Raw genomic sequence first — 17,961 nt, 5'->3', positions numbered from 1 at the left:
CATCACGAACATCAAAAAGTGATGTTAAGTGTATTCGACATTCATCATGGCGATGCACGACACCAACAAAAAAGCCCCGTCTCGAAAAACGACGGAGCTTTTTTTGTAGTGTAAATGGTCGGGACGGTAAGATTCGAACTTACGACCCCCTGTACCCAAAACAGGTGCGCTACCAGGCTGCGCTACGCCCCGGACCGAGCGCTTCTATAAGCGGCATCCGCTCTGCTTGTCCATACTCAATCGGCAAGAAAATGTCAGGTGACTGAAGTTTCCGTTCCACGCCGCTCTTCAAGCGCTCCAGCAATGGATTCAGCGCGCGCCGCAAGCTCGGCCAGGCTGTCACTGACTGATGCAGGAACGACAGGCACTTCGATCCGTTCAGGTTCGGGCTTTGGCAAGGAACTCATCCGCGCAAGCTCGCCTTCCAACTCCGCAATACGGGCATCACGAGTCTTAAGCTTGTCCTCAACGCCTGCAGTCTTATCTGCGAGCATCAGGCCTGCCATCAACAGCATGCGTGGCTCAGGCAAACGCCCTATCTGGTTTGTCAGCGTGCTGGCCTCAACATCCAGCATGGCCGCGGCACTGTGAACGTAATGTTCTTCCCCTTCTTGGCATGCGACTTCAAAAACGCGGCCACCGATCTCTATTTTTACTTCAGGCATTATACATTCTCCTCAAGCTGCGGCAGCTGGCCATTTAGCGCCAATCCAATTGTCTCGGCAATCGCTTCGGCCTCCGCCCTATCGACAGCGCGAGATGCACGTAGCCCCTCAAGCTCCGCAAGCATGGCTTTATTTATGAGGTGAGGTTCTCCAACCCCTTTTTCGTTTGCCTCTCTCAAGGCCGCATTTGAACTGCGTAGCTGCTCGTTGGCCGCGCGCATGCGCTGCATTTCCATATCAAGCTTCGCCGTCGCCATACGTTGTGTTTCCAGCTCAGCCTCAAGTACCTCCCGCGCAGCGTCATATTTCTCTCGCAGTTTCTTGTTGCGCTCCTCCAGCTGACCGCTGACAAGCTTTTCTTCTTCTAGCTCAGCGCGCAACTGGACAAGCTCTTCTGGGTTAACACTTGCTGGAGATACCGCTTCAAGGTTGTCCACATGTTTGCCAATTCGGTCCAGCGCTGCTGTGATACGACGTTCGAGCTCTTCAATATTACTCATCTGCACTTCCTCAATACCCGTGCCTGTTGCGCATTTCGGTCCGCCCAAGCGAATCAAGCGGCCACTCTCTGCCGTGGCTTCCAAAAAGTTTAGGCCATATTTTCACGTTTTGCACCCTTGTGAGGAAAACCACATTTGCCTCCGCGCGAGAGACTGTTAAAGACCATACCGAAACCTAATGCCAAAATGAGGACAAAGCCTTGGATATTGCAGCTCTTCGCGCCGCCAACCCCGAGCATTGGATGCGCGCCGCCGCTATTCGTGCACTTACGCTTGATGCGGTCGCAGCCGCCAATTCCGGTCATTCCGGCATGCCTATGGGCATGGCAGATGTCGCGACAGTTCTTTACGAGAAGCATTTAAAGTTTGATGCGAAAGCCCCAGACTGGCCCGATCGGGACAGGTTTATTCTGTCCGCCGGCCACGGCTCTATGCTGCTTTATTCCCTTTTGCACCTTACGGGCTATGAAGACATGACACTCGAGCAGGTGAAGAACTTCCGCCAATGGGGTGCGATCACAGCGGGTCACCCTGAATACGGTCACGCCAAAGGCGTTGAAACAACAACAGGCCCACTCGGCCAAGGCATTGCCAACGCGGTTGGCTTTGCACTCGCAGAAGAAATCCAGCGTGCGCGTTATGGACGCAAAGTGGTGGATCACCACACCTATGTTATCGCTGGTGACGGCTGCCTCATGGAAGGCATTAGCCAAGAAGCTATCACCCTTGCCGGACGCCAACGCCTCGGTAAGTTGATTGTCTTTTGGGACAACAACAACATCACAATCGATGGTACAGTTGAACTGTCAGACCGGACCAATCAGCCACAGCGCTTCAAGGCGGCTGGCTGGCATGTGATAGAAATCGACGGCCACGATCCAATCGCGATTGATGCTGCAATCACAAAGGCCAAGACCACGTCAAAGCCTTCTATGATTGCCTGCAAAACACATATCGCCTTGGGCCACGCGGCGCAGGATACATCAAAAGGCCACGGCGCTTTGACAGATGCGGCCCAGCTCGCCGAAGCCAAAGCTGGCTATGGCTGGGCTTGGGGTCCCTTCGAAGTCCCTGCAGAAATCAAGACACAGTGGGAAGCCATCGGCTCTCGCGGCGCACCCGAGCGAGCCGCATGGGAAGACCGCTTTGCAGGTCTTTCTGGCCGCAAACAAGACGACTTCACACGCGCTTTGGCTTTAGAGGCTCCCAAAAAACTTTCTGCCACAATCAAAGCCTTGAAAAAGCAAATCTCTGAGGGTGCGCCAAAAGTCGCGACACGCAAGAGTTCCGAAATGGTGCTCGAAGTGATCAACCCGATTATGCCTGAGACCGTCGGCGGCTCTGCCGACCTAACAGGATCAAACAACACCAAGACCGGTGATTTGGGCACGCATGATATCGACAATCGCAAAGGCCGTTACATCTACTACGGCATCCGCGAGCACGGCATGGCTGCCGCAATGAACGGTATGGTGCTGCATGGTGGCGTCCGCGCGTACGGTGGCACGTTCTTTACTTTCACAGACTATGCTCGCCCCTCAATGCGTCTAGCGTCATTAATGAAAATCCCGACAGTTTTCGTAATGACACACGACAGTATCGGCGTAGGCGAAGACGGCCCAACACACCAACCTGTCGAACATCTTGCCATCTGCCGCGCGACCCCTAACAGCTACACCTTCCGCCCCTGCGACACCGTAGAGACAGCTGAAGCTTGGGAAATCGCTTTGACGAGCAAAGACACTCCATCGGTGCTCGCCTTGACCCGTCAAGGCCTTCCGACTCTGCGCACAGAGCACAAACTTAAAAACCTAAGCGCTCAAGGCGCCTATGTTCTCGCAGAAGCGACTGAAAAACGCCAAGCCATCATTATGGCAACTGGCTCTGAAGTCTCAGTGGCTATGGAAGCCCGCGCACTTCTGGAGGCCGAAGGTATCGGGACACGCGTCGTCTCAATGCCCTGTTGGGAACTTTTTGAAGAGCAAGACGAAGCTTACCGACGCAAAGTGCTTCCCGCCGGCCCTGTTCGCGTGGCTGTCGAAGCCGGCGCACGCATGGGTTGGGACCGTTGGCTGACTGGTGAGCGCGGCAAAGCCACCAAGGCCGATTTTGTCGGGATGGACGGCTTCGGTGCCTCAGCCCCTGCTGAAGTACTCTATGAGAAGTTCGGGATCACCGCTAAGGCTGTTGCTGAGCGCGTGAAAGCCCTGCTCTAACCTCCTGAATTTAGTTCATAAATGACAAGGGCGGGATCATTCCCGCCCTTTTCCCTTTTTTCGGCTACTCTTTGCTTTCACCCTCGTCGTCCCAGCCCCAACCCCAAGTTGGCCCCCATTGGCTCTGATCTTCCTTCTTGGGTTTCGGCTTGGGCTTTGGCGGTGTTTCTGGCGTTCCACTTGCTGGTGAGACATTCGGTGTTCCACTGGCAGGCGGCAGGGTCGTCGTACCGCTCGCCAATGAAAGAGAGGCAGTATCGCTCGCATTTTTCGGTTTGGTTTCTGATGACATTCTATCCTCCATGAGACGACTCAACGTGAAGATATCTTAGCCAATTACGAGCCAAACCGCCTTGACACAACGCAATAGTCTAATGTGTTTAAAGCATCTTACCCTTAGCTTTTCAGGTTCTTGCGAAAGACAGCCTGCCAGAGCGGCGTCATAACCTTCAATCCAATCGGGATGAGTATAAGCCCCAATGTAAGCCCCAGAATCCCATCAATAGCTGCCGTAAAAAGCCATTTCAGAGCATCGACTGGTCCGCCAATAGCTGAGGCAAGCGCGCTGGCTAAGCCTTTAATGGCCTCATAAGGGCCATGCACTCCAAGCTCATGCAGCGCATGCACAATGATTGAGCCCCCAACCCAGAGCATCGCAGCTGTCCCAACTATAGTGAGCAACCAAAGAAACTTTGGCATCACCTTAACGATCCCCTCGCCTAAACGGCGTGTGAAACTGAAACGGCCACGATTTGCCATGAAAAGCCCGACATCGTCTGCTTTGACGATCAAGGCGACCGAGCCATAAACTGCTACCGTAATCATCACCGCCACTGCTGCCAGCGTAAAGGCCTCCATCCAAAAGGTGCTACTGGGAATCGCGGTTAAAGCTATTGTCATAATTTCGGCAGAGAGAATGAAATCCGTCTTGATCGCCCCTTTTGCCCGCTCTTCTTCAAGATGTGCAGGGTCATCATAGCTTTCTTCAGCATCCGAATGATGATGCTCGACCAGCCCAAAACTGTGAGCAATTTTCTCCGCGCCCTCAAAACAAAGATATGCGCCGCCGATCATCAGGAGTGGAGGAATAGCCCAAGGCGCAAAATTGCTAAGCGCCAAACCTGCGGGCAACAGGAAGACTAGCTTGTTGATCATTGAGCCGCGCGCGATGCGCCAGATAATGGGCAGCTCCCGATCTGCGGAGAAGCCATGAACATACTTTGGCGTGACGGCAGCATCGTCGATCACTGCACCGGCAGCCTTTGCGCCTGCTTTCGTGGCTTGTGCCATCACGTCGTCAACGGACGCAGCCGCCACTTTCGCAATCGCAGCGACATCATCCAGCAAAGCTAACAAACCACTCATAAACCGTCCCTCATTTTTCGTGCCAATCTGACTACAAACGGACGTTAGCGCAATCATCGAGGCAGGCGAACCCCATCAACGAAGGTTTATCGCTAACAATCTGAATTTTCCTCGGCACTCCCCTTTCCGCTTGGCTCCGGCCCAGCTAAGACCAGCTCAAATAGTCGCGCAAGGAGAGACAACATGACCATTACGGTAGGCATCAACGGGTTTGGCCGCATCGGCCGCTGCACGCTTTCACATATTGCCGCTTCAGGCCGCGACGACGTTCGCGTTGTTAAGGTCAACGCAACAGGCCCGCTTGAAACAGCTGCGCATCTGATCAAGTACGACAGTGTACATGGGCGCTTTCCCAATAACGTGAAAATCGGCGATGGCATGATGGATCTCGGCGCCGGCGAGATGCAGATGTTCTCAACATACAACATGGACGAGCTAGACTGGTCGGGTGTGGATGTTGTTATGGAATGTACAGGCAACTTCAATGATGGCGAAAAAGCCAAAGCGCACCTCGCGCGCGGCGCCAAGAAGGTTCTGCTCTCAGCTCCTGGAAAGAACGTAGATCGTACAATTGTCTATGGCGTGAACAACGAGGCGCTCGAAGCGTCTCATACCATGGTTTCAAACGGCTCATGCACAACCAATTGTCTTGCGCCAGTGGCCAAAGTCTTGAACGACGCTGTAGGCATCGAGAGCGGTATTATGACGACGATCCATGCCTATACGGGCGATCAGCCCACACTCGACCGGCGTCACAAAGACCTTTATCGTGCCCGCGCAGCAGCCATGAGCATGATCCCGACATCAACAGGCGCTGCAAAAGCACTCGGCGAAGTCCTTCCAGAACTTGCTGGCAAACTTGATGGTTCGGCCATTCGCGTCCCAACGCCCAATGTCAGCGCTGTTGACTTGACCTTTACTGCGAGCAAAGACGTAACCGTTGCCGACATAAACGAAATTGTACGCGCAGCAGCGGAAGGCCCGATGAAAGGCGTCCTCGGCTATGAAGAGGCGCCGCTGGTTTCTACAGATTTCAACCACACCGAAGAAAGCTCAATCTTCGCCCCCGCGCAGACAAAAGTGGTCGGCGGCCGCCTTGTTCGCGTTTTGGCGTGGTATGATAATGAATGGGGTTTCAGCTGCCGTATGGCAGATGTTGCGGCGATGATGGGCCGCCTCTAAGCCAAGCGAGTATTCTTGCGAAAGGCGCTTTCATGAGTCATAGCTCATGAGAGCGCTTTTTTAATTGGTACGAGGGAGACAGAATGAACACACAAATCTCAATCGGTTTGGCGCTGGTGATTATCTCGCTGCTGTGTCTCGATATGTTCTTCTTCAACTGGGACGGCACTATTTTTCTGATGCGAAAAATGGCAGACCTCATAGAATGGTTGGCCTTCTGGCGCTAACCCGCTCAGGCCTTACCCATACGGGACAACACCCGTTCCCGCACCAACGGCGGAACAAATTTTGAAATGTCACCATCGAGCCGTGCAATCTCTTTTACAAGTTTTGACGCAATCGCCTGATGACGGGCCTCAGCCATCAGAAACACTGTTTCAACAGAATCGTCCAAAGAACGGTTCATACCCACCATCTGATATTCGTATTCAAAGTCGGCGACAGCACGCAACCCACGTACGATGATTTGGGCACCGACGTCTTTCGCGCAATCAATCAACAGGTTTTCAAACGGGTGGACGACTATCTCTGTCCCCGTCTTGCGTGACAGCTCCGCGCATTCCGCTTCGATCATCTCGACACGCTCTTCAAGAGAAAACAGCGGTCCTTTGTCCCGATTGATCGCAACACCAATTACAAGACGGTCAACGAGTGCCGCCCCACGTTTGATAATATCGAGATGCCCCAAAGTAACTGGGTCAAAAGTTCCAGGATATAGACCGATGCGCATAGGGAGCCTCTTGCTATTGGCTGCGTAACATTATTTCGCTGCAATGCAGTATTGGCACACAAATTGCAAGACTGACATGAAAGCGGCTGGGCTCAATGCCCCATAATCATGCCCTGAAGCGCCTCTTTTTCCATGGAAAGCTCCTCCAGCCGCGCCTTGACCGCATCACCGATTGTAATGATACCAATCAGAACGCCTTCTTCTGTGACGGGCATATGGCGGAACCGACCATTGGTCATTTTTTGCAAAACAGAGTCGGTGGTCTCTTCTTTGCTGCAGCACACTGGATTGCGCGTCATCAGGTCACCAACAGTCTCCTCCAGACAGACAGCCCCCCTCAAAGCAAGGCTGCGTACAATATCCCGCTCCGAAAGGATTCCTTCCACTTTCTGACCGTCATCCGAGACAATCAGGCCGCCAATTCGACGCTCGGCGAGCACATGCGCTGCTTCAGATATCAACGTACCAGCCGAAATTGTAATCACAGGGCCATCACCCTTTGATTTGAGGATCTGTTGCACGAGCATGGGCAGTCTCCTTTTTTTCTCAGGTTGCGATGCGAATCGCTATTCTGTCAAGCCAGCGCTTCGAGGCGAACCAACTCGCGCCTGATGCCCTCGCTCAGACTCTCAGCAAAACGCGACAGCCGTGCCACGCGGCGATCATCTTCGTGGCGGATAAGATAAAAGCTCCGCTTCAGACTAAAAACATCGGGCAGAATTTTGCGTAAATTGGGCGCGGCGGGCAGCGCGAAATCATGCACCACTCCCACTCCACCTCCTTGGCGCATGGCGTTGAGCTGAACAGAGGCCGAATTTGAGGCCAAGCGCACACGCTCAAAAGGCGTACCGCTCAAGTAATCGAGCTCCTTGTCAAAAATCATATCGGGAATGTAGCCAATAAAGCTATGGTGGCTCAGATCTGCCATAGACGAGATTGGCGAATGCTTTGCCAAATAGTCCTCCGCTGCCGCCAGATGCAGGCGATAGTCCGCCAACTTTTGAACCAGAAGCCGTCCTGCCTCTGGGCGGCTAACAGTGATCGCCATGTCTGCTTCGCGCTTGGACAAATTAAAGATGCGCGGCAAAGCCACAATCTGGATATCTAGGTCAGGGTTCTCTGCCGTGATCGCGGCACAAACCTGCGGCAAAAGAAAATTAGCACAGCCATCAGGCGCACCGAGACGAATTTGCCCCGAGAGCTCGCGGCCCTGCCCGCCCAAGTCTTCGCGTGCATCCAACATGGTTTGCTCAAGTCGTACAGCGTGTGACAATAGTTTTTGACCTTGCGCCGTGAGCCGATATCCTTGCGGGGACTTTACAAATAAGACCTCATCCAACGCCTCTTCCAGACGTGCCACCCTCCGACCAATGGTCGCAGGATCGGCCTTCAACAGTGACGCTGCTGCCGACAGGGTCTCAGCCCGCGCCACAGCAAGAAAACTGCGCATATCATCCCAATTTGGCGTCATCTCACCCCCCATAATGCAAAAATGCAAAGCCTGCCGTGTGAACCTGCCCCTTTTACACGCAATACTGCAAGGCTAGAATAGGCCGGAAATCTGACTGGAGGATATGATGCAAGAACTTACACATTACATTGGCGGGGAACATGTAAAAGGCACGTCTGGCCGCTTTGCTGATGTTTTCAACCCAGCGACAGGCGAAGTGCAGGCGCGCGTTCCGCTCGCGTCTAAAGAAGAGATGGCAAAGGCCGTGGCCATCGCGGCCGCAGCCCAGCCCGCTTGGGCCGCAACCAACCCGCAGCGTCGCGCACGCGTGATGATGAAATATGTTGACCTGCTCAACCGCGATATGGACAAGCTCGCTGAAGCCCTGAGCCGCGAACACGGCAAAACGTTGCCTGATGCGGCTGGCGATGTACAACGTGGCCTCGAAGTCATTGAATATTGCATCGGCGCACCACAGCTTCTCAAAGGCGAATACACAGACGGCGCGGGCCCAGGCATCGACATGTACTCGATGCGCCAAGCACTTGGCGTCACTGCGGGTATCACGCCATTCAACTTCCCAGCGATGATCCCGATGTGGATGTTTGGCCCTGCCCTCGCTTGCGGCAACGCGTTTATCCTTAAACCATCAGAGCGTGATCCTTCCGTGCCGCTCATGCTCGCTGAACTGATGGAAGAAGCAGGTCTACCCAAAGGCATCTTGCAAGTGGTGAACGGCGATAAAGAAGCCGTTGACGCAATCCTCTATGACGAAACGATCCAGTCTGTCGGTTTTGTCGGCTCAACGCCAATTGCCGAATACATCTATGGTACAGGTTGTGCACAGGGCAAACGCGTTCAGTGTTTTGGTGGCGCCAAAAACCACATGATCATCATGCCGGATGCCGATCTTGACCAAGCTGCGGACGCACTCATCGGAGCGGGCTATGGCGCTGCGGGTGAACGCTGCATGGCAATCTCTGTTGCGGTTCCTGTCGGTGAAGAAACCGCAGACAAGCTTATTGAGAAGCTTGTGCCCCGCATCGAAAAACTGAAAGTCGGGCCATATACGTCTGGCAATGACGTCGATTATGGTCCCGTTGTGACAGCGGCTGCAAAGCAGAACATTCTAGGGCTCGTGCAAACTGGCGTTGACCAAGGTGCAGAACTCGTCGTCGATGGTCGTGACTTCGCTCTACAAGGCTATGAAGACGGTTTCTTTGTCGGCCCACATCTTTTTGACCGCGTGTCGCCTGACATGGACATCTATAAGAAAGAAATCTTCGGACCCGTTCTTTGTACAGTGCGCGCAGGCTCCTACGAAGAGGCGCTCAAACTGGCAATGGACCACGAGTACGGTAACGGCACAGCAATTTTCACCCGCGATGGCGACTCTGCGCGCGACTTTGCCAACCGTATTAATGTTGGCATGATTGGGATCAACGTTCCTATCCCCGTTCCACTGGCTTACCACACATTTGGTGGCTGGAAAAAATCAGTCTTTGGTGATTTGAACCAACATGGTCCTGATGCTTTCAAGTTCTACACACGCACCAAAACAGTCACGTCGCGCTGGCCCTCAGGTATCAAAGACGGCGGTGAATTCAACTTTAAGCCTATGGACTAATATAAAAACTCCCGTGATGCTAGAAAGCGGCCCTGCTACACTGGGGCCGCTTTTTTTATGAGTTCACTTTGGACAGTAGCGCGTAATGCCAGTCACTTACGAAATACTTGATGCACCTGAAGCGGTCTTGGCCCGCTATACAGGGGTTGTGACCCTCAGCGAAATTACAACAATGTTTCGAAACTATATGAGGGACGACTGCTTTTCACTGTCCCGTCCTCACATTGCGGATATCCGTGATTTCGATAGTAAAAACGTCGGCTTTGCAGAGATTTACTCCCTCTTTTCAATGTATGGTCGCTGCTACAGCGAAACAGGCGAACGGATGAGAGTCGCGATTATTGCACCCAATGAAGTGGCTTTCGGCATGAGCCGAATATTCGAAAACCTAACCGAACAATCAGATTGGGCCAGCACAGCCATTTTCGAATCCCTAGACGATGCCAAATCGTGGGTTGAGGCCAACACATCTACCACGTCTTGAAATAAGTCTTTATTCCTGATGAACTTGGCATGCCATAGACCGTCCAAAAGGAACGTCACATGTCCCGCGCCGAGCCTGATTTCACCATTGGTATAGAAGAAGAGTACTTGCTCGTAGATCGCGAAAGCCTTGCTTTGGCACGCGCGCCAGACGCTATGATGCAAGCCTGCGCCGCCACACTTGAAGGGCAATTCAGCCCCGAGTTTTTAGAGTGTCAGATTGAAATTGGAACCAAAGTCTGTGCTGGCGTCAACGAGGCACGCGACGAGCTGAAGTATTTGCGGAGCACTGTCGCGCGTATTGCAGCAGAGCATGGCCTCGCCCCAATCGCCGCCTCGTGCCACCCATTTTCCGACTGGAGAGACCAGCATCACACCAAAAAAGATCGCTACAACGAACTTCATGACGATCTCGCGGGTGTGGTTCAGCGGTTGCTGATCTGTGGCTGCCATGTTCATGTTGGCATTCCCGAGAAAGCTATGCGGATTGATCTCGTTAACCAGCTTAAATATTTTTTGCCTCATTTGCTCGCCCTCAGCTGCTCTTCCCCGTTCTGGCAAGGGCGCGACACTGGGCTTAGCTGCTATCGCCTCTCGGTGTTTGACAATCTACCCCGCACGGGTCTGCCACCACGCATGGAAAGCTGGGGAGAATTTGAACGCTCGATTGAAGCCCTTGTGGATCTTGGGGTCATTGAAGACAGCTCCAAGTCTGGTGGGACTTACGCCCCTCCTCACGCTTTCCCACGATAGAAAGCCGTATTTGCGATGTGGCGCCTCGCATGGAAACTGCACTCACGCTCGCGGCGCTCAGCCAGTCGCTCACAAGAATGCTTTGGCGTTTGGCCATGAAAAACCAACGCTGGCGGATCTACGACAACTTTCTCATCGCCGAAAATCGTTGGCGGGCGCAGCGATACGGCGTCAGCGAGGGGCTGATTGACCTTGGTGCACGCGAGATCGTGCCCTTTCCAAAGCTCATCGACGAGCTGGTAACTTTGGTAGAGGAAGACGCGGAAGCGCTGGGGTGCGAACAAGAAGTTAAACGCGCAAAAGAGATCGCGAGAAAAGGCAATGCTGCAGATCAGCAACGTCGTATTTGCAGCATTGCGCGCAGTTCTGGAGCTGACCATGACACCGCGCTTGGTGCAGTCGTAAACCATCTGATAGAAGAGTTTCACGCAGACCTATGAACCCGCTCAAGGAGCCAAATCATGTTCACACGCCGCAATTTGCTGAAAACAGCCCTTGTGCTGCCCGCACTATCTTTCCTACGCCCAAGCGCCGCAGAGGCAGCTGAGCACAAAGTGCGTATGCAGTCTATGCGCTTCTCCCCCGTCACGCTGACCATCAAAGCCGGAGATAGCGTCGTTTTCGAAAATCGCGGACCGATGGAACACACCGCAACCGCTAAGGACAAAAGCTGGGACACTGGTAACCTACGCAAAGGGAAATCAGCTACCATCACGTTCCCAAATAAGGGTACGCACAAATATGACTGCCGTTGGCACAGCGCAATGCAAGGCACAATCATTGTCGAATAGTTGGCTTGAAGCCCTGCAAAACTCCTGTAAGGTTTATGAATTAAACAAACGTTCAATTCGCACGCACAGCTGAACTAAGGGAGGAGACCGTCATGGACTTTGCATTGAGTGAAGAGCAAACGCTGATCTTTGATATGGCTAAGAGCTTTGGCGCAGAGCATATCGCCCCCTTTGCAATGGCCTGGGAAAAAGCCGGTACGATCCCCAAAGACCTATGGCCAAAGCTCGCGGAGCTTGGCTTTGGCGGCTTATATGTCAGCGAAGATAGCGGCGGATCTGGCTTGTCACGCCTTGATGCGACGCTAGTTTTTGAAGCTCTTGCAATGGCTTGCCCTGCCGTCGGCTCCTTCCTGTCAATCCACAATATGTGTGGCGGCATGATTGACAAATTCGGCTCGGAAGAAACCAAGGCCAAGTGGCTGCCTGATCTGTGCAGCATGGAAAAGGTCTTCTCCTATTGCCTCACAGAACCGGGTTCTGGCTCGGATGCGGCGGCGCTCAAGACCCGCGCGGAAAAGACAAACGAGGGCTATAAATTAAACGGGACAAAGGCGTTTATCTCTGGTGGCGGCTATTCGGACGCCTATGTCACGATGGTTCGCACGGGCGAAGACGGCCCCAAGGGTATTTCGACAGTCGTGGTCGAAGACGGCGCAACAGGCCTCAGCTTTGGTGCGCTTGAAGACAAAATGGGCTGGCGTGCGCAACCCACGGCACAAGTGCAATTTGATGACTGCACTGTACCGCACGACAATCTCATTGGTGAAGAAGGCAGCGGCTTTGCCTATGCGATGGCCGGTTTGGATGGCGGGCGCCTCAATATTGCAGCCTCGGCTCTTGGTGGCGCACAAAACGCTCTCGACCTAACGATGCAATACATGAAAGAGCGCAAAGCCTTCGGAAAATCCATCAACCAATTTCAAGCTCTGCAATTCCGTTTGGCTGAATTTGAAACCCAGCTGCAATCATCACGCATTTTCCTGCGTCAAGCAGCATGGAAGCTCGACAGTGGCGCACATGACGCAACAAAGTTTTGCGCCATGGCGAAGCTCATGGTGACGGACGTTGCCTTTGATGTGGCCAACGGGTGCTTGCAGCTTCACGGTGGCTATGGCTACCTTGCAGACTACGGGATTGAAAAGATCGTTCGAGATTTGCGCGTCCACCAAATCCTTGAAGGAACCAACGAAATCATGCGCTTGATCATCTCTCGGCAGATGATTTCCGACGCATCATGAGCGACATTTCCATCAGGATCGAAGGTGTCGCTGGACGCATCACCCTAACGCGCCCAAAGGCGCTGAATGCTGTTACATATCAGATGGTTAAGGTCATTCACGCAGCTCTTGAAGTGTGGCGCGACGATCCATCAGTCAAACTTGTCATCATTGATGCGGAGGGCGAAAAGGCATTCTCGGCAGGCGGTGACATTGCAAAGCTCTACGAGACCGGTCGAAGCGGCGATTTCAGTTTTGGGCAAACCTTCTGGCGAGACGAATATCGCATGAACGCTGCGCTTCATGACTACCCCAAGCCTGTCATTTCCTTCCTGCAAGGCTTCACAATGGGTGGCGGTATGGGCGTGGGATGTCATGGGTCGCATCGTATCGTCGGCGAAAGCTCACAAGTCGCTATGCCCGAATGTGGAATTGGACTTGTGCCTGATGTGGGCGGCTCAATGATCCTTGCAAATGCCCCAGGCGCAAGCGGCGCCTACCTCGGTTTAACAGGCGCTCGAATGGGAGCTACAGACGCTATTTATGCAGGCTTTGCAGATACTTACATTCCTGAAAAGCAATGGTCAGAGTTAATTTCAGCGCTCGAAAACGGGGCTGACATTACTGTTCTCGATACTGCCGCGATCTCTGCATCGCGGGGCGACCTCGAACGAAATCAAGGCGAAATCAGCCATATCTTTGAAGGTAGGACTCTGCCTGAAACCATCACCACCCTTTCGGCAAGCGACACTGACTTTGGCGCGGCAACCCTTAAAGCCGTCCTGCGCGGCTCGCCCTTGTCTATGGCCGCGACGCTTTTAATGATGGCTGCGCTCAAAGGAAATCACAACATCCGCGAGGCCCTTGTGCTGGAATATCGGTTCACCGCGCGAGCGATGGAGCATGGTGATTTTCTCGAAGGCATTCGCGCTGCAATCATCGACAAAGACCGCACCCCGCACTGGAAATATGCGGCAGACACTATTGACCAGAGCGTAGCGGAAGCCATGTTGGCGCCGCTCGGCGCGCTGGAGCTTACATTCCCTTAAGGAGAAAGCATCATGAAAATTGGATTTATCGGACTTGGTAACATGGGCGCGCCGATGGCAGCCAATCTGGCAAAGGCAGGACACGACCTCACTGGATTTGACATGGCCAATATCGTTGTGAATGGCGTGAATCTTGCTTCTAGCGCGGCTGAAGCGGCCAAAGAGCAGGACGTGGTGATTACGATGCTGCCAAATGGAGCAATACTGCGATCTGTGGCCGCTGATGTACTCCCTGCCATGAAAAAAGGCGCAGTGCTGGTAGACTGCTCGACTGTAGACGTCGACAGTGCCCGAGCGGTTGCGGCTGATGCTGAAGCTGCTGGCTTGCTCTTTGTCGACGCCCCCGTTTCAGGAGGCGTTGGCGGTGCCACTGCTGGCACCCTTACTTTTATGGCTGGCGGGACACAGGAAGGCTTTGCAAAAACAGCGCTGCTATTTGACATTATGGGGCAGAAAGCCGTGCACTGCGGTGACGCGGGCGCAGGCCAAGCAGCCAAAATTTGCAACAACATGATCCTCGGCGTCACTATGATTGCAACCTGTGAGGCCTTTGCTTTGGCGGATAAGCTCGGGCTAGATCGACAGAAAATGTTCGATGTGGTCAGCACCTCTTCTGGCTACTCTTGGACGATGAATGCTTACTGCCCCGCGCCAGGCGTCGGACCACAAAGTCCTGCTGACAATGGGTATAAACCCGGGTTTGCGGCGGAGTTGATGTTGAAGGATTTGAGGTTGTCTCAGCAGGCGGCGGAGTCGGCGGATGCGGACACGCCTATGGGACAGGCTGCAATGGCACTTTATGAGAAATTTGTTGAGCAAGAAGAAGGGCTTGGCATGGACTTCTCGGCGATGCTGCCACGATTTGAGGGGCGCGGACGGGGCTAAACGCGCCAAAACGCTCTGCCCCCGCCGCAGAACGCCTGGGTTAACGCACCGCACGCAGTGACGCGGTCAATCTGGGCTTTGGCTTTTCGCAGATGCGGGCTAGTGTTGTGAAAACGTCAAATCAAGCACCTGTTATGAGTACCCCAAAGCACAACGCCGCCATCTGGTATGCCAGTGATGGCTATGACCCTGACAACAAGGGCATAAATGGGCGACGTGTCGCGGGAGCCTCTTTCCTGAAGGGCTTTGCCGCGCACGGGCGCGTCGAGGAGTTTGTAAGCCTGAGCGAAAACCAGCGCGGCGCCAAAGCCTTTGAGGCTCAAATGCGCGCTCTGGGGGTCAGCCAGCCAATTCGCGGGGCTTCCTTTTTTAACGCCCGCAAAATTGCACCTGTTGATGTACTTTACTACCCCGCTCCCAACTACGCGAGTGAGCTCTGGCGGCGGCAAAGCCTTGGAAGCACAGCTTATTCCATCTGCGGAATCACACATACAACCGCAACAACTGCTGTCATGCAGGGGGCTGTTGACCTCAGACTTGCACCGCAAATGCCTTTGGATGCGGTGATCTGCACCTCAAAAGCCGTTCTGGCAAGCCAAGAGGCACAGCAAGACATGGTTGATGAGTATTTGCGCACCCGCTTTGGCAATACGCCTCCACGCCCAGTCATGCCTGTCATCCCTCTGGGGATAACGCCCAAAGATTATTCCCATGATCCAGAGGTGCGCACACGGCTCCGAAATCGCATGAGCTTAGGTAAAAAAGATATTGTTATATCTACACTTTCCCGTCTCACTCCTTTTGGAAAATTTGATCCGTTTCCGCTCTTTATGGCCATGGAAGACGCCAGTCAAAAATTGCCCAAAGGATTGAAGCTGCATTTTGTGGCCTGCGGGATTTACACGGATGCATACTCGCGCAAAATCTTTGAGGATGGCGCCGCAAAGCTCATGCCGAATGTGAGCTTCACACACTTAGACGGAGCCAGCGCCGAGGCCCGCATCGAGGCGCTTTCAGGCGCGGATATATTCACCTTTCCTATTGATAATATTCAAGAAACATTCGACCTTGCTCCGCTTGAGGCGATGGCAGCGGGGCTGCCTCAAATCACAACAGACTGGGACGGGATGCGAGACACGGTGAGTGAGGATGTCGGCATCCGTGTGCCGACCCGAAGTCTACCTTTAGGGCACGGGGCGATTGATGCTTGGGGGTATCTCACAAATAGGCTCTCCTATGCGCAATATAGCAACAATATCAGTGCAATGACCGAAGTCGACCTGCCCGCCTTGACCGAGGCGATTGTTACGCTGGCTTCTGATCCGATTAAGCGAAAAGCAATGGGCGCGGCAGGATTGAAACGTGTGAAAGAACAGTTTTCTTGGAAGGCGATTATTCTACAATATCAAGACTTTTGGGGCGAACTCTCATCTATAAGAGCCCATGCTGAAACGGGTGTGACCACCCCACATTTACACCCAAATCCAACGGCTCGTTCGCCAATGAGGCTGTTTCAAAGCTATCCGAGTGCTCTTTTGCCCAAGGGCATCGCGGCTTGCGTGGCCACGGGCCGCACACCAGAGCTTGAAGAGATGTTTTCGCTTCGCCAATACGACAGGCTGAAGCAACCCTTGAAAAGCCAACCACTTTACGGCGCGTTCTTGACTGTATCACAGAGGCAGGAGCGCGCGGGGCTGTGGCGACAGACGTCGCCAAGACCCTTTCGTTCAACCCTATGACAGTCGAGCGCTGCTATGCTTGGTTACTGAAGTATGGATACATCGCACGAGTGGGTTAACGCTGCGAATAGGTGTCTGATTCTAGGGGGGTGATATGCGTACACAACCCGTGCACAATGCGTGCACCGGCGAAACGAGATGTTTGTTAAGAAAAAATTAGGTAATACAGCGAGCGCTCCAGTCAGAAAGACTTGTGAATATGCCGCAATCTTCGCTCTTCCCGCGCAGATGCTTTCGGCTTACATTTACCGTTAGTAGAATATTAACTATGGAGGTCAATATGATCAAAAATGTCGGCGGCATCGACCGCATCCTGCGCATCGTTATTGGTGCGGCACTGATTTTGGGCTTTTTTCTCAACTCAGCCAATGGCTACAACTGGCTCTATTTGATCGGGATCATCCCGCTCGCGACAGGCTTGATGAGCACTTGCCCGCTTTATAAAATCTTCGGGTTCAACACCTGCCCGATGAAAAAGTAAGAAAAAGGGGCGGCTCGCAGGCCGCCCTTTTTCATTCCGCCGCAGTGCGTTTTGGATTGAGCATATCTTTTAGGTAGTGCCCCGTGTGACTGCGCGGCTCGCGTGCAACGTCTTCGGGCGTTCCGACGGCGACGATCTCGCCACCGCCATCGCCGCCTTCAGGGCCAATGTCGATGATCCAGTCTGCTGTTTTGACCACATCCAGGTTGTGCTCGATCACGATCACAGTGTTGCCGCCCTCCACCAGCTCTTGCAGCACCTCAAGAAGCTTGCGCACATCTTCAAAATGCAGGCCTGTTGTCGGCTCATCCAAGATATAGAGCGTGCGGCCCGTGGAGCGCTTGGCGAGCTCCTTGGAGAGCTTGACACGCTGCGCCTCCCCGCCTGAGAGCGTTGTGGCCTGCTGGCCGACCTTGATATAGCCAAGGCCCACGCGCATGAGGGCGTCCATTTTCTCGCGGATCGACGGCACGGCTTTGAAGAACTCCTGCGCCTCTTCGACATTCATATCGAGGACATCGGCGATCGACTTGCCTTTGAATTTCACCTCAAGCGTCTCGCGGTTGTAGCGCGCGCCTTTGCAGGTTTCGCATTCGACATAGACGTCTGGCAGGAAGTGCATCTCGATCTTGATGACACCGTCGCCTTGGCAGGCCTCACAGCGGCCACCTTTGACGTTGAAGCTGAAGCGCCCCGGCTTGTAGCCACGGGTTTTGGCTTCGGGGAGACCTGCGAACCAGTCACGGATGGGCGTGAAGGCGCCCGTGTAGGTAGCTGGGTTTGAGCGCGGCGTGTGGCCGATGGGGCGCTGGTCGATGTCGATGACCT

19 protein-coding genes, 1 tRNA gene and 1 pseudogene are annotated in these 17,961 nt (G+C 53.7%); 12 read left to right on the top strand and 9 right to left on the bottom strand.

The features are described from left to right. Positions 1 to 115: 115 nt before the first annotated feature. The 3 genes from P8O11_RS07115 to P8O11_RS07105 all read right to left on the bottom strand — a co-directional run bounded on the left by P8O11_RS07115 (position 116) and on the right by P8O11_RS07105 (position 1,165). Positions 116 to 192 (bottom strand) — tRNA-Pro (locus P8O11_RS07115). Between the two features lie 62 nt (positions 193 to 254). Beyond that, positions 255 to 665: a cell division protein ZapA gene (locus tag P8O11_RS07110; RefSeq protein ID WP_300293145.1), complete on the bottom strand. Its 411-nt coding sequence runs from the start codon at positions 663 to 665 to the stop codon at positions 255 to 257. Continuing rightward, complete coding sequence (locus P8O11_RS07105) at positions 665 to 1,165, bottom strand: hypothetical protein (protein WP_300293143.1); 501 nt, start codon at positions 1,163 to 1,165, stop codon at positions 665 to 667. Before P8O11_RS07105 ends, P8O11_RS07110 begins: the two co-directional genes overlap by 1 nt. A gap of 200 nt (positions 1,166 to 1,365) precedes the next feature. Here P8O11_RS07105 and tkt point away from each other — a divergent pair, with 200 nt between their 5' ends. Further along, positions 1,366 to 3,381, top strand: coding sequence for a transketolase (gene tkt / locus P8O11_RS07100; protein WP_300293141.1), 2,016 nt, complete (start codon positions 1,366 to 1,368; stop codon positions 3,379 to 3,381). Positions 3,382 to 3,445: 64 nt separating this feature from the next. Here the strand turns inward: tkt and P8O11_RS07095 are convergent, their stop codons facing one another. Together P8O11_RS07095 and P8O11_RS07090 are read right to left on the bottom strand one after the other, a co-directional pair. Beyond that, positions 3,446 to 3,673: a hypothetical protein gene (locus P8O11_RS07095; protein WP_300293139.1), complete on the bottom strand. Its 228-nt coding sequence runs from the start codon at positions 3,671 to 3,673 to the stop codon at positions 3,446 to 3,448. 104 nt (positions 3,674 to 3,777) lie between these two features. Beyond that, positions 3,778 to 4,746, bottom strand: a complete 969-nt coding sequence (locus P8O11_RS07090) for a DUF808 domain-containing protein (protein ID WP_300293137.1) — start codon at positions 4,744 to 4,746, stop codon at positions 3,778 to 3,780. A gap of 183 nt (positions 4,747 to 4,929) precedes the next feature. Here P8O11_RS07090 and gap point away from each other — a divergent pair, with 183 nt between their 5' ends. Further along, positions 4,930 to 5,928 carry a type I glyceraldehyde-3-phosphate dehydrogenase gene (gene gap, locus P8O11_RS07085; RefSeq protein ID WP_300293135.1) on the top strand — a complete coding sequence of 333 codons (999 nt, stop codon included), beginning with the start codon at positions 4,930 to 4,932 and terminating at the stop codon, positions 5,926 to 5,928. Positions 5,929 to 6,011: 83 nt separating this feature from the next. Then, the gene (locus P8O11_RS07080) at positions 6,012 to 6,155 is read left to right on the top strand and encodes a hypothetical protein (RefSeq protein WP_300293133.1); all 144 of its coding nucleotides are present in this window, start codon (positions 6,012 to 6,014) and stop codon (positions 6,153 to 6,155) included. Between the two features lie 5 nt (positions 6,156 to 6,160). Here the strand turns inward: P8O11_RS07080 and coaD are convergent, their stop codons facing one another. From coaD to P8O11_RS07065, 3 genes are all read right to left on the bottom strand, one after another. Further along, positions 6,161 to 6,658 carry a pantetheine-phosphate adenylyltransferase gene (gene coaD, locus P8O11_RS07075; RefSeq protein WP_089890679.1) on the bottom strand — a complete coding sequence of 166 codons (498 nt, stop codon included), beginning with the start codon at positions 6,656 to 6,658 and terminating at the stop codon, positions 6,161 to 6,163. A 92-nt stretch (positions 6,659 to 6,750) separates the two neighbouring features. Continuing rightward, a complete protein-coding gene (locus P8O11_RS07070) occupies positions 6,751 to 7,185 on the bottom strand; it encodes a CBS domain-containing protein (protein ID WP_300293130.1) in 435 nt (144 codons plus the stop codon). 47 nt (positions 7,186 to 7,232) lie between these two features. Beyond that, on the bottom strand, positions 7,233 to 8,129 hold the full coding sequence (locus tag P8O11_RS07065; protein WP_300293128.1) for a LysR family transcriptional regulator: 897 nt from the start codon (positions 8,127 to 8,129) through the stop codon (positions 7,233 to 7,235). A gap of 106 nt (positions 8,130 to 8,235) precedes the next feature. Between P8O11_RS07065 and P8O11_RS07060 the strand changes: the two genes are divergently transcribed. The 9 genes and pseudogenes from P8O11_RS07060 to P8O11_RS07020 all read left to right on the top strand — a co-directional run bounded on the left by P8O11_RS07060 (position 8,236) and on the right by P8O11_RS07020 (position 17,133). Next, positions 8,236 to 9,735 (top strand): CoA-acylating methylmalonate-semialdehyde dehydrogenase, encoded by a 1,500-nt coding sequence (locus P8O11_RS07060; RefSeq protein WP_300293126.1) that lies wholly within the window; start codon positions 8,236 to 8,238, stop codon positions 9,733 to 9,735. A gap of 85 nt (positions 9,736 to 9,820) precedes the next feature. After that, positions 9,821 to 10,219: a hypothetical protein gene (locus P8O11_RS07055; RefSeq protein ID WP_300293124.1), complete on the top strand. Its 399-nt coding sequence runs from the start codon at positions 9,821 to 9,823 to the stop codon at positions 10,217 to 10,219. 59 nt (positions 10,220 to 10,278) lie between these two features. Then, positions 10,279 to 11,411: pseudogene (locus tag P8O11_RS07050) on the top strand (carboxylate-amine ligase). Positions 11,412 to 11,432: 21 nt separating this feature from the next. Next, the gene (locus P8O11_RS07045) at positions 11,433 to 11,762 is read left to right on the top strand and encodes a cupredoxin domain-containing protein (RefSeq protein ID WP_300293122.1); all 330 of its coding nucleotides are present in this window, start codon (positions 11,433 to 11,435) and stop codon (positions 11,760 to 11,762) included. Between the two features lie 92 nt (positions 11,763 to 11,854). Further along, positions 11,855 to 13,000, top strand: coding sequence for an acyl-CoA dehydrogenase family protein (locus P8O11_RS07040; RefSeq protein WP_300293119.1), 1,146 nt, complete (start codon positions 11,855 to 11,857; stop codon positions 12,998 to 13,000). After that, a complete protein-coding gene (locus P8O11_RS07035) occupies positions 12,997 to 14,028 on the top strand; it encodes an enoyl-CoA hydratase/isomerase family protein (RefSeq protein WP_300293117.1) in 1,032 nt (343 codons plus the stop codon). Before P8O11_RS07040 ends, P8O11_RS07035 begins: the two co-directional genes overlap by 4 nt. A 12-nt stretch (positions 14,029 to 14,040) precedes the next feature. After that, positions 14,041 to 14,913 (top strand): 3-hydroxyisobutyrate dehydrogenase, encoded by an 873-nt coding sequence (mmsB, locus tag P8O11_RS07030; protein WP_300293115.1) that lies wholly within the window; start codon positions 14,041 to 14,043, stop codon positions 14,911 to 14,913. 134 nt (positions 14,914 to 15,047) lie between these two features. Beyond that, positions 15,048 to 16,652 (top strand): glycosyltransferase family 4 protein, encoded by a 1,605-nt coding sequence (locus tag P8O11_RS07025; RefSeq protein WP_300293113.1) that lies wholly within the window; start codon positions 15,048 to 15,050, stop codon positions 16,650 to 16,652. 280 nt (positions 16,653 to 16,932) lie between these two features. Further along, positions 16,933 to 17,133: a DUF2892 domain-containing protein gene (locus tag P8O11_RS07020; RefSeq protein WP_300293111.1), complete on the top strand. Its 201-nt coding sequence runs from the start codon at positions 16,933 to 16,935 to the stop codon at positions 17,131 to 17,133. Positions 17,134 to 17,164: 31 nt separating this feature from the next. On the opposite strand, the gene P8O11_RS07015 is transcribed toward P8O11_RS07020, so the two are convergent. Beyond that, the coding region (locus P8O11_RS07015) for an ATP-binding cassette domain-containing protein (protein WP_367186849.1) at positions 17,165 to 17,961 on the bottom strand (797 nt) is incomplete at its 5' end.

Origin of the sequence: Lentibacter sp. (assembly GCF_029254145.1) — a bacterium.
Classification (GTDB): domain Bacteria; phylum Pseudomonadota; class Alphaproteobacteria; order Rhodobacterales; family Rhodobacteraceae; genus Lentibacter.
Note: the sequence above shows the minus strand (reverse complement) of the source record. Positions and strands in the feature narration are given on the sequence as shown.